The organism is Enterovibrio sp. QJM3NY_24 (assembly GCF_057786035.1).
Map to the genome: position 1 here is coordinate 3,334,640 of NZ_CM173519.1, position 12,098 is coordinate 3,346,737.

Sequence of the window (12,098 nt, forward strand, 5' to 3'; positions counted from 1 at the left end):
TTATCCCACGATAGGCGATTGATATTATTCCCTGTTCCAGCTTTGGTGTCGCTCTGTATCCCCTTTCATTTCGAGGTCGAACAACTCTTCCAGCTCTAAACGGGCTTCTTTCGTTCTTGACGCCGCCGACACATCATCACTGTGATGAGGCTGCATTTCATGTAAACGCATTTCATCTAACTTTCGGAAAAAGGCTTCGGCTCGTTTCGCTTTATACGGATGCATACCCAAGGCGATCAGTGTCTGTTTACCTAAATCCAGCGCGCTTAAAAAGGTTTCTCGCGCAAAGCCGTCCACATTGTGGCCGAGCAATTCATTCGCCTCAACACGACTTCGAGCACGCGCCAACACTTTGAGGTTAGGGAAATGATGCTGACAAATCGTCACAATTTCTATCACCTCCTCCGGCGAATCCGTACAAATGATAATTGCTTCGGCGGATGCAGCGCCAGCAGCACGCAGCAAGTCCAGCTGTGTTGCATCGCCGTAATACACCTTATAGCCAAACCTACGCAGCAAAGCGATTTGCGACGGGTCTCGCTCAAGGATTGTCAGTTTAATTTTGTTGGCAAATAGCAAACGCCCGACCACCTGCCCAAATCGGCCAAACCCGGTGATAATGACGCGCCCACCTTCATCATCAAACTGTTCGTTTTCTGGCAACGACACGTCTGCATTAATGGTGCGAGCAAACCATTTATTTTGCAGCATCAGCAAGATGGGTGTTGTCATCATCGACAAGCTTACGACCACCAACAAGAAAGCATTGAGATCAGGGTCTAGCAAGCCTTCACCACGTGCGGCGGTGAAAAGTACGAATGCAAACTCGCCGCCCTGACTGAGCAGAAGCGCCACCTGACTTCTCGATTTCGCGCTGCCGCCAAACATGCGAACCAATCCATATATGATGGCGGCTTTCACGCTGATCAAGGCCACAACGGCACTTAATATTTCAATCGGGTATTCGAGTAATAAACCCAAATCGACGGCCATTCCGACTGCGATAAAAAACAGACCGAGTAACAAGCCCTTAAATGGCTCAATGGCAATTTCAAGCTCGTGGCGATATTCACTTTCGGCCAACAGCACACCCGCGAGGAACGTACCCAGTGCCATCGATAAGCCCAACGCCTGCATACCAAGCGCAAACCCGATTACCAGCAAGAGGGCGGCAATGGTAAACATTTCCTTTACGCGGCTCATCACGACCCAACGCAACAGGGGTCGTAACAGGTAATGTCCGCCCACCAACAAAAGGACAACGGCACCGAGCATAATGACCACATCGAGCCAACTGCCGCTGGCGCCACCGGCTAATGCTGGTAACACAGCTAGCATAGGGATCACCGCAATATCTTGAAAAAGCAGCACCGCAAATGCCGATTGCCCGGCTTCAATGCGCATCATGCGTTGCTCTTCAATGATGCGCATGGCAATAGCGGTCGACGAAAGGGCAAGTCCCATCCCGACAATTAAGGCGTCCACGTTAGAGGCGCCAAACATTGCTACCACCAAGCCGATAACCACGGCGCTAATCATCACCTGACTACCGCCCAACCCCAAGATCGGCTTGCGCATTTGCAGCAACTTCTTCGGGTTCAATTCAAGACCAATGAGGAACAAGAGCAATACCACGCCCAATTCGGCGAAGTGCAATATGGCTTCCACATCGCTGATAAGGCCAAGTCCCCAGGGTCAATGACCACACCCGCGATAAGATAACCAAGCACAGATCCGATCCCAAGGCGTTGTGCAAGCGGCACAGCAACGACGGCAGCCACAAGGAAGATAAGTGCATCGAGAAGGAAATTATGCTCCATCACACCACCTCCGACACAGGATGACACAGCCAATCTGCGTATAACTCTGCGTGTGCATTTCTATCGTCATTGGCTATTCGACGCGCCCAGTGCAGCACTAAGGGCTCAACCCAGCGCATTTGACACAATAGCGCGGTGAGTTCAAACGGCTGAAGTAGTTCTCCCATGCTGTACTTGTTGTAACCGGTTTGGCTGAATGCTTCAGCGGCACCGCCTGTCGTGACGACAAATCGACAGGTCTTGCCAGCCAGCGCATTTCCGCCACCGTGTGCAAAGCCTTTGCCAAGCACCACATCAATCCATTCTTTTAACAGTGACGGGCAAGAGTACATTTGTAGTGGGTGTTGAAATACGATCACATCATGGGCGAGCAAAAGCTCACGCTCATGGTGAACGTCAATAATAAAGTCGGGATACGTGGCATAGAGATCGTGAATCGTCACATGCTCGAACTGACGAGCAGTATCAACCATGCGCTTATTCGCCACCGATTCATGCGGATCGGGATGAGCAAATAAGACCAACACTTTTGATCGAAAAAGCGACGTCGTTGTGGTTTCCATTTCGCAGCAAATTCCTATATCACTGTGATGCATCGGCATCTAACAGGCAAAAGCACTAACGCAATATTTTTTATCGTCTTTTTATGATGACACAAAACGCCTTATCATGAGGCACTCTCTGTATCCTCTCCACCATACGGTAAATATGGCATCTTTTCATCGCCTCACGCGATCACGTCTTAAGTAAACTTCTGGCCTATGGTATAACTGCGCCAGAATTCTCTACTTCAAAGCATACGGCTGGGGCCGTCAGTTGTCATGATCACACTCTCAGATATTCAGCTTCTTCGCGGCGGCAAACCGCTACTTAATCAAGCGTCGGCCACCATTCACCCTGGCGATAAAGTCGGTCTGGTTGGTAAAAATGGCTGCGGTAAATCTACCCTTTTTGCATTGCTAAAAGGCGAACTATCTCTCGACGCAGGAAGCTGCAACTTCCCAAGTGGTTGGCAACTGGCATGGGTCGCGCAAGAAACACCAGCCCTAGCGCGCGAAGCCGTTGAATACGTCATTGACGGTGATCGTGAATACCGTGCGCTAGAAGCGGCACTGCGTCACGCTGAAGCGATTGATGATGGCCACCAAGCTGCGGTCATCCACGACAAGATTGATGCCGTGGGTGGTTACAGCATTCGAGCCCGCGCTTCAGAGCTCTTAGACGGTCTAGGTTTCAGCCAAGAACAAATGCAGTGGAATTTGACGCAGTTCTCGGGCGGTTGGCGCATGCGTCTTAACCTCGCTCAAGCTCTGCTTTGTCGCTCAGACCTTTTACTACTCGATGAACCGACTAACCACCTCGATTTAGACGCCGTAATGTGGCTAGAGAAATGGCTGCAAAACTACCGCGGTACCTTAGTATTGATTTCCCATGACCGCGATTTTCTTGATCCTGTGGTCAATCGCATCATTCATATCGAAAACGATTTGTTGAACGAGTACACCGGTAACTATTCATCGTTTGAAACCATGCGCGCTGAAAAACTGATGTTGCAACAGTCGATGTATCAGAAGCAGAAAAAGCAAATGACGCACATGCAGTCATACATTGATCGCTTCCGTTACAAAGCCAGTAAAGCACGCCAGGCACAAAGCCGTATCAAAGCACTGGAGCGCATGGAAAAGGTACTGCCAGCACAATTCGATAACCCCTTCAGTTTCGAGTTTCGCGAGCCGAGCGCCCTGCCAAATCCCATTCTGATGATGAAAGACGTGGCGGCAGGCTATCCTAACAAGCTGATTTTGGAAAAAATTCACCTAAATTTAGTGCCAGGTAGCCGTATCGGCCTATTGGGTCGTAACGGTGCAGGTAAATCAACGCTAATCAAACTTCTGTCTGGTGATCTGCCAGCACAAGCAGGTGAGCTTCAATACTCACAAGGCGTGAAAATTGGCTACTTTGCGCAGCATCAACTTGAAACACTTCGTACCGACGAAACGCCGCTGCAACATATGATGCGCCTTGCCCCAAAATCAACCGAACAACAGTTACGTGACTATCTCGGTAGTTTTGGCTTTGTCGGCGAAAAGGTATTGGACATCATTGCCCCATTCTCTGGCGGCGAGAAAGCACGCCTAGTGCTGGCATTGATCGTGTGGCAAAAGCCAAACCTGCTGTTGCTCGATGAACCAACGAACCATTTAGACCTTGATATGCGTTCCGCGCTGACATTGGCGCTACAATCATTTGAAGGTGCAATGGTTATTGTCAGTCACGATCGCTACTTGCTGCGCGCCACGACCGATGATTTGTATCTGGTTCACGATCATCAAGTGTCGCAATTTAACGGTGATTTAAATGACTACCATCAATGGCTCACCGAACAGCAACGCGCCGAGCGTCGTCAGGAACAAGCGGAAAATGCTAAGCCTGTCAGCACCAACTCCCAAGCCGCGCGCAAAGAACAAAAGCGCCTTGAAGCCGAGTTCCGACGTTTGACTGCACCAATACGCAAGAAAATTGACAGTCTGGACACAAAACTTGAAACCTACTCTGCCACAATCGCCGAAGTAGAATCAGCCCTTGCGGAACCTTCCATTTATGAAGTGACCAATAAAGATAAGCTGACAGAGTTACTGCGCAAACAAGCAGATGCAAAATCGTCGCTGGAAGAGGTCGAACTGGAATGGATGGATCTTCAGGAACAACTGGAAGAGATGGACGCGGCACACCAAAACCGCTAAAAAACAATGCCACCGCCGATGGGCTGTGGCAGTTTTGCCTGCAACACTACAGTCAGCAGGAAGTGAAACATGCCTGCCTGAAACTTCAAGACCAGTTCAAAGGTAACGTCAATGTTGCGTTGCTATTGGCATGGCTAGAAGATGCAGGCTTTTCACTGACCAACACCTCGCTGGCTGCGCTTCGTCAATCCATCACCCAATCTGAAACACTACTCGGTCGCTACCGCTTGATGCGACGTGATCTTAAACCTCAGCTATCACGCGGCGCTTACCAAAAAATGCTGAACTACGAATTGACGCTGGAAAAGTTTCAACAACAAGTGCTACTCGCCTGCATCAATCAACAACCATGGCGAGAAAATGGTCCTTCAGCACTTGAGATGTATTGCGGACAGCTCGACCCCGCTGCCCGCTATCTGTATCCAACCTTGACCAAAGGCCTGCACGGCCTGACGGAATAACGCCGCTTTCCGTTACGCCCAAATGAAGAACAAGCATGATGCGGTTAACAAACCCATCACGCGATTGAACACAATCCAGCTTCTTTCAGTGGGCAGCACTTTACCTACCCAGACACCAAAGCCAGCCCAAAGTGACGTTAGCGGAAAACCAACCGCCATAAAAATCAGTACAATCACCATGGCAGACCACCAGTAATCGCCACCTGCAAGTGTGAATGTGCCCACGGCGCTCACTGCCATCGCCCACGCTTTTGGGTTCACGTACTGAAACGCGGCACCTTCAAGCAAAGTCATTGGGCGTCTGTCACTCAAATCAGCCTGATTCGGTGCACCTGCATTGGCGATACGCCATGACAAAAGCAACAAATACGCGCTCGCCACCAGTTTCATCACCTGCTGAACCCATGGGAACATTTCAAACACGACCCCTAACCCGCCAGCGACAACTGCGATGAGAGAGGCAACACCTAGCGTAATACCCACAAGATGCGGAACAGTGCGACGATAACCGAAGTTTGCCCCCGAGGCGGTCAGCATCATATTGTTTGGCCCCGGTGTGCCTGTCATGGTGGCAGCGAATATCGCCAGTGTTGCCAGAAATGAAAGTTCCATCATGAATTGTCTCCCCGCTCACATTGTATCGATACAATCCATACAGTTTTGTTGAATTAGTCACCATTATTGGTCAGAATTTACGCTAACAGGGATCAAGTTTTCAATCAAAAGGTTTATTGTCACCATGACAATCATGAATATTGTGTTGGATAAACAGGGCGCACCTCTTTATCGACAAATCGCCGATGCGATCACTGACAAAGTGCAACGCCATGAATTAATGATGGGAACAAAGCTTCCCACGCATCGCGCACTGGCGGATGCACTCGGAGTGACAGTTGGCACCGTCACTCGCGCTTATGCCGAAGCCGAGCGACGCGGTATTGTCGAAGCCAAAGTCGGCGCGGGCACTTATGTCAGTGACAGCGACAAACCGCATTGGACCTTTGCTAGCCCTGAACGTCCGGGGATCACCAGCTTTGGCTACAACGTACCACCAGCCATTAATCGCGCCGATTTGTTTTCTGACGCCTTACAGCAATTGGCTTCACACCCCAATGAATTGAATAACCTGATGCTGTACCAGCCGCCATCTGGCATTGTCCGTCATCGTGAAATTTTGTCGCAGTGGCTAGCACAACACAGCATCATCACTGATCCCAGCCGATTGCTGTTCTGCTCGGGCGCACAAAACGCCATGCAGCTTTGCTTACTTACCCTTTGTCGTGCTGGTGATACCATTCTCGCTGACAAATTCACGTATCCCGGCTTAATGAGCCTCGCGCGTCAACTTCAACTTACGGTCAAGCCAGTGGACATGGATGACGAAGGCATGTTGCCTGATTCGCTGCAAGCAGCCTGTCAGCAGTATCAACCGCGCATGGTGTACTTAACACCAACCCTGCAAAACCCTACCACCGCGATCATGAGCGAATCTCGTCGCAAGGCACTGATTAGCGTGTGTCAAACTCAGCAATTGGTGATTGTCGAAGACGATGTGAACGGATTGCTGCCGCGAGAGCGACCGCAGCCTTTTGTCAATCTGGCGCCAGATGATGTGATTTATATAGGTGGGATGGCGAAAACGTTGGCACCAGGGTTACGTTTGGGTTTTCTGCATCTGCCAGAGCGTTTCTACCCGCAATTTGTCAATGCACTGCAAAATCACAGTTGGATGATCAGTCCCTTGCTCACCGCCATGGCAGCGATCTTGTTGGAAAATGGCGGCGCTAACCAAATTTTAGAAACTATCCGTACTGAAATGGAACAACGCTGGGCATTACTACAACAATATCTTGGCAATGCGGAGCTGCGTTTTCATCCCAATGGTTTTCATGGTTGGTTACGACTCCCCGATGAATGGTCATTGAGCGAATTTCTGACCGCTTGTAAAGCGCAAGGGCTAGAGATCAAATCCTCTGAGCTATTTGTGCCAGCGGGGTATTCTGCACCACCTTGCGTGCGGATTGCAGTGAGCGCGCCGCCCAATAGAGAAACGCTGGAAAACGGCTGCCAGCAGCTGGCACAATTGCTAGCCACCCCCCCGCTGTCCGAATTTGCGATGTGAGTGTGACCTTGATGACTGAAAATTTCGAGCCCATGAAATGGGGACGTAACCCCCACGTGCAAACACTGTTGCCTCGCTTTGTCAGACGCAAAGCCTTGTTTGAACCCATCTGGCAGCGCATAGATACCCCTGACGGTGACTTTCTCGATCTGTGCTGGACAGAGCCACCAGAACAAGCCCAAGGCAAACCTGTTGTTATCTTGTTTCATGGTTTAGCGGGGTGTTTTTACAGCCCATACGCCAATGGCCTGCTCAACGCCTTCAAACAACAAGGTTGGCTCGGTGTCATGATGCATTTTCGAGGCTGTAGCGGTCTGATTAACCGCCAGCCACGCAGCTACCATTCAGGTGAAACCAGCGATGCGCGCTTTGTTCTGGAATACATCAGTACCCGTTTCCCCGACGTACCTAGGGTTGCAACGGGCGTGTCACTGGGCGGCAATATGTTGGTGCGCTATCTGGCCGAATTTAACCATGACCCGTTGATTAACGCCGGCTGTGTGATCAGCCCGCCTCTCGATTTAGCGGCTTGTTCATCGCGCATCCAGCTCGGGTTTTCCAAGGTTTATCAGGCTTACTTGCTGCGTTCAATGAATCGTACCCTGTCGAAAAAGCTCGAACGTCACCCCGAAATCGGTCATTGGAAAAGTGGTCAGAAAGTAAAGATTTCAACACTGTATCAGTTCGATGAAACCGTCACTGCACCACTCCATGCATTTAAAAGCGCGGAGGATTATTACAAACTATGCAGTGGGTTATCTGTCTTACAAGACATTGCGACACCGCTGAAAGTGATCCATGCTAAAGATGACCCATTTATGACACAGGCAGTGATACCAACCGGTCACCTGCCCGATAACATTGATTACCATTTAACAGAGTATGGCGGTCATGTTGGCTTCGTGTCAGGTACGCTCAAGCACCCCGAGTTTTGGCTTGAGAAGGAAGTACCACGCTGGTTAGCCCTGCACTTAGAATAGCCACAACACGCAGGGCGAGAGAGGTGAAATATGACATTATCTCGCACTGCTTTTTCGCTATTGGCGATATCTTTCTTTGTGCCCAGTGCCCATGCCGATACCATGCGCTTTGGGCCACTCATTTCACAAAGCCAAGCGCCACTGCAAATCACAGGGTTAACGCCCATCATGCAAGACCCCACGCTTTTGCAAGCGGATGAAACGGAGGTATTTGCCTCTGCAACGATGGCAAGCGTGTGGGCGAATACCCCAGAATATCAATTCGATTATTACCACAATCAATTCATGCTCGGTTTCATGCATGCACTCAGTGAAGAGACAAAGTTCGGTGTTTGGTATCAATACCGTTATGCTGCCAATAATCGTCTAGATGGGCTGACGGAAAAGTTTCACAGCGTTTTTGGCATTGATCAAAATGGGCGCACCGAGGTCAATGAAAACCGCTTTTATATCGACTATCCCAGCGACAACAACGATCCAATGGAAGATTTTGTCGGCGACCCATTGCTAAGCGCCATTAACCTCTATGGTGAACAGACCCTCTACCGCACAACGCACCATGCCATTAGCCTAGGCGTCACCTTGTTTTTCAATCGCGTCAGCCACGGCATTTTTACCAACACGTCTTTTGAACAGTCTTTGCAGGTCAATTACGCCTACCAACAAGAAAATCATCACGTAACAGCGACTATTGCGATGGTGCATCGACCCAACAAACAGCAACATTTCGCTCCGGTAAAGTCCGTCGGAATGAATGGAGGAATTAGCTACCAGTATCGATGGCGAGAAAACCATGACTTCATTGGTGAATACCTTATCTCACAAGCTAAAACTGACAGTAAGGAGTTGGGAGAGCTCACATCACCCGTTCATGAGTTCGCGCTAGGTTATCGCTACCTTTTTGATACCAGTGCGATAGAATTGTTGGCACTAGAAAACATGTTTAACCACGATAACAGCACCGATATCGTGTTTAGTGCCACTTTCCGCCACCGTTTTATGTTGTAGGTATCGCGATGATCATCCCTTGGCAAGAAATCCCAGAAGAGACCCTGAAAAACTTGGTTGAGCACTTTGTGCTGCGCGAGGGCACAGACTATGGCGAGCAAGAAGCAAGCTTCGATGAAAAAGTCGAACAAGTCTATGTCCTGCTCAAGAACAAAGAAGCCATGGTGGTCTATTCTGAGTTACACGAAACGGTCGATATCAAGCACGCGCGATCACTCAGCGCTTAACGTCTGCTTGACCAATACGCTACACCCTGTTAATTGTTTGACATCATTTTAAAAATTGACAGGGTTTGTCATGTCTGCAAAACACCCGATTATTGCAGTCACCGGTTCATCTGGGGCAGGAACCACCACCACTTCCGACGCATTTCGGAAGATATTCAATATGATGGACATCCGCGCGGCCTGGGTTGAAGGCGACAGTTTTCACCGTTTTACGCGTCCTGAAATGGACGTTGAAATTCGCAAGGCCAGAGAGCAGGGTCGTCACATCAGCTATTTTGGCCCTCAAGCCAATGATTTCCCAAGACTAGAATCCTTTTTCGATGAATATGGCAAACACGGTACGGGACAATTCCGCCGTTACTTGCATACGTTTGATGAAGCAGTGCCGTATAACCAAATGCCAGGTACGTTTACGGCATGGCAAGATTTGCCAGAGAATAACGACTTAATGTTCTATGAAGGGCTTCACGGCGGTATTGCCGACGGCGAAATTAACGTGGCTCAGCATGTTGATTTGCTCATTGGCATGGTGCCAATTGTGAACCTGGAGTGGATTCAGAAATTTGTTCGCGACACGCGCGACCGCGGCCACTCACGAGAAGCCGTGACGGACTCCATCGTGCGCTCAATGGACGATTATCTTAACTACATCACGCCGCAGTTTAGTCGCACACACATTAACTTCCAGCGCGTACCGACCGTTGATACCTCTAACCCGCTTAACGCTAAAGGCATTCCAAGTCTTGATGAAAGCTTTGTCGTGATACGTTTTCGCGGCATCAAGAAAGTGGATTTCCCTTATTTTCTGGCCGTGATCCAAGGCTCTTTCATGTCACGGCATGACACCTTGGTTGTGCCTGGGGGCAAAATGAGCTTCGCCATGGAGTTGATCATCCAACCGCTTATTCAGCAGTTAATCGAAACGGGCAAGATAAGCTAAGCCCACGAGAGCCTCCCTTTTCTGTATGAAGATCTTGGCAATCCATTGATAAACAGCCAATAGCAAAAAAGGAGGGCATGCCCTCCTTTGTTTTATGGTCACTTCCAACAAAACCGCAAACACGCCATTAAGCCGCCTCACGAACCTCGTAAGAGTGGGTCATTTCAATACTGGCACCCAACATCAAACACACCGAGCAGTATTTCTCTAGGCTGTCTTTGACCGCAGAAGCCACCAATGCTTCATCCAATGCGGTACCTGTGACCACAAAGTGAATATTGATCTGGGTAAACAAGCGCGGTGCTTGCTCTCGGCGCTCTGCCGTCAGTTCGGCTTCACAATATGACACTGCTTGATTAGCCGCTTTAAGCGCTGCAACAACGTCGACAGAGCTGCATCCACCGGCCCCCATCAGCACCATTTCCATTGGACTCGGGGCTTTTTCTCCGCCATTCCCATCCATCACGATGCTATGACCTGAATTCGACTGCCCTAAAAACGTCTCTTTTCCGCACCACTTGACGCTTGCTCGCATCTATTTCTCCTGTTTACTTTCAGTGTCGTGATCTTGTCCACGTTTTTAGCCTTTAATAGGGGGGGAAGTCCATATCAAAATCAAGAAATCGTGCTGGAAAAAGGATAAACTCAATGACTCAAACAGAGAGCTTGTAGCCTGACGGTTGACACTTTATGCTATCCCACGGACTTGTGCCGCAGGACGGTGGGCTAAGGAAGACTCATCAGGCAACAACTGCAGAGGAAATGAGAGATATGGTTCCAGGAAAACCTCAAACAGACCCAACACTAGAGTGGTTCCTTTCACACTGCCACATTCATAAGTACCCATCAAAAAGTACGCTGATTCATGCTGGTGAGAAAGCTGAAACGCTTTATTACATCGTGAAAGGCTCTGTGGCTGTACTGATCAAGGATGAAGAAGGCAAAGAGATGATCCTTTCTTACCTCAACCAGGGCGACTTCATTGGCGAACTGGGCTTATTTGAGGAAGATCAGGAGCGTACAGCTTGGGTTCGCGCTAAATCTCCATGCGAAGTCGCTGAAATCTCATTCAAAAAATTCCGTCAGCTGATTCAAGTGAATCCAGACATTCTGATGCGCCTTTCTTCCCAGATGGCTCGTCGTTTGCAAATCACTAGCCAAAAAGTTGGTGACTTAGCATTCCTAGATGTGACTGGTCGTATCGCGCAAACACTGCTTAATCTGGCGAAACAACCAGATGCTATGACTCACCCAGACGGTATGCAAATCAAGATCACCCGTCAGGAAATCGGTCAAATCGTAGGTTGCTCACGTGAAACCGTTGGTCGTATTCTGAAGATGCTGGAAGAGCAGAATCTAATTTCTGCACACGGTAAAACTATCGTGGTATACGGTACTCGCTAAGCATTATTGCTTTGAAATGAAAGCCACCATTATGGTGGCTTTTTTGTTTGAGCATGATCACTATCACGTCAAAAAATCCACAAAACCCCTTTCCCAGTGCTACCTTTCAATGCAAAGCATGTATACATTTACGTGCAACGTTTTTTTGCGATGATGGAGCATCGATATGGACTTGGAACATCAAGCGTTTAGCCGCATAAATACGACACCTGCCGTCGTCCCTTGGGGTCAGGTCAGCACCGAATTGACTGGCTTTGCTGGTATGTCTCACTATCAGCTACAGCGCATGCTCGGTGATGACGGACGCAAATCAACACCGACCTCTCACGAAGAGTGGTCATCAAACTTGGTATCAGAGCGCAATTAGATCGGCGAACGGTACACGCGATGGG

The 12,098-nt window shown here is 49.3% G+C and carries 12 protein-coding genes and 1 pseudogene; 9 read left to right on the forward strand and 4 right to left on the reverse strand.

From position 1 onward, the window contains the following. Positions 1-24 precede the first annotated feature (24 nt). Both kefB and kefG read right to left on the reverse strand, forming a co-directional pair. A pseudogene (gene kefB, locus AC3CIC_RS14990) lies at positions 25-1,820 on the reverse strand (glutathione-regulated potassium-efflux system protein KefB). Continuing rightward, on the reverse strand, positions 1,820-2,383 hold the full coding sequence (gene kefG / locus AC3CIC_RS14995; RefSeq protein WP_488514969.1) for a glutathione-regulated potassium-efflux system ancillary protein KefG: 564 nt from the start codon (positions 2,381-2,383) through the stop codon (positions 1,820-1,822). The pseudogene kefB and the gene kefG overlap by 1 nt, the downstream one beginning before the upstream one ends. A 258-nt stretch (positions 2,384-2,641) precedes the next feature. Here kefG and AC3CIC_RS15000 point away from each other — a divergent pair, with 258 nt between their 5' ends. Both AC3CIC_RS15000 and AC3CIC_RS15005 read left to right on the forward strand, forming a co-directional pair. Continuing rightward, entirely contained in the window at positions 2,642-4,564 is a 1,923-nt protein-coding gene (locus AC3CIC_RS15000) for an ABC transporter ATP-binding protein (protein WP_016961992.1), read from the forward strand. Next, positions 4,507-5,025 carry a TIGR02444 family protein gene (locus tag AC3CIC_RS15005; protein WP_371732863.1) on the forward strand — a complete coding sequence of 173 codons (519 nt, stop codon included), beginning with the start codon at positions 4,507-4,509 and terminating at the stop codon, positions 5,023-5,025. Before AC3CIC_RS15000 ends, AC3CIC_RS15005 begins: the two co-directional genes overlap by 58 nt. 12 nt (positions 5,026-5,037) lie before the next feature. Here the strand turns inward: AC3CIC_RS15005 and AC3CIC_RS15010 are convergent, their stop codons facing one another. Further along, on the reverse strand, positions 5,038-5,640 hold the full coding sequence (locus AC3CIC_RS15010; RefSeq protein ID WP_016961990.1) for a LysE family translocator: 603 nt from the start codon (positions 5,638-5,640) through the stop codon (positions 5,038-5,040). A 124-nt stretch (positions 5,641-5,764) separates the two neighbouring features. Between AC3CIC_RS15010 and AC3CIC_RS15015 the strand changes: the two genes are divergently transcribed. The 5 genes from AC3CIC_RS15015 to AC3CIC_RS15035 all read left to right on the forward strand — a co-directional run bounded on the left by AC3CIC_RS15015 (position 5,765) and on the right by AC3CIC_RS15035 (position 10,302). Next, entirely contained in the window at positions 5,765-7,147 is a 1,383-nt protein-coding gene (locus tag AC3CIC_RS15015; protein WP_488514970.1) for an aminotransferase-like domain-containing protein, read from the forward strand. An 11-nt stretch (positions 7,148-7,158) separates the two neighbouring features. Continuing rightward, the gene (locus AC3CIC_RS15020; protein WP_016961988.1) at positions 7,159-8,127 is read left to right on the forward strand and encodes a hydrolase; all 969 of its coding nucleotides are present in this window, start codon (positions 7,159-7,161) and stop codon (positions 8,125-8,127) included. Positions 8,128-8,157: 30 nt separating this feature from the next. After that, a complete protein-coding gene (locus AC3CIC_RS15025) occupies positions 8,158-9,135 on the forward strand; it encodes a DUF3187 family protein (RefSeq protein ID WP_016961987.1) in 978 nt (325 codons plus the stop codon). Positions 9,136-9,143: 8 nt separating this feature from the next. Further along, positions 9,144-9,362, forward strand: a complete 219-nt coding sequence (locus AC3CIC_RS15030; protein WP_017002705.1) for a YheU family protein — start codon at positions 9,144-9,146, stop codon at positions 9,360-9,362. A 70-nt stretch (positions 9,363-9,432) separates the two neighbouring features. After that, positions 9,433-10,302, forward strand: a complete 870-nt coding sequence (locus tag AC3CIC_RS15035; protein ID WP_016961985.1) for a phosphoribulokinase — start codon at positions 9,433-9,435, stop codon at positions 10,300-10,302. A 127-nt stretch (positions 10,303-10,429) separates the two neighbouring features. Here AC3CIC_RS15035 and AC3CIC_RS15040 read toward each other — a convergent pair whose 3' ends face one another. Continuing rightward, positions 10,430-10,837 (reverse strand): OsmC family protein, encoded by a 408-nt coding sequence (locus AC3CIC_RS15040; protein WP_016961984.1) that lies wholly within the window; start codon positions 10,835-10,837, stop codon positions 10,430-10,432. A gap of 236 nt (positions 10,838-11,073) precedes the next feature. On the opposite strand from AC3CIC_RS15040, the gene crp reads away from it, so the two are divergent. Then, on the forward strand, positions 11,074-11,706 hold the full coding sequence (gene crp / locus AC3CIC_RS15045) for a cAMP-activated global transcriptional regulator CRP (protein WP_016961983.1): 633 nt from the start codon (positions 11,074-11,076) through the stop codon (positions 11,704-11,706). A gap of 166 nt (positions 11,707-11,872) precedes the next feature. Continuing rightward, positions 11,873-12,073 (forward strand): hypothetical protein, encoded by a 201-nt coding sequence (locus tag AC3CIC_RS15050; RefSeq protein ID WP_488514971.1) that lies wholly within the window; start codon positions 11,873-11,875, stop codon positions 12,071-12,073. Positions 12,074-12,098 lie beyond the last annotated feature (25 nt).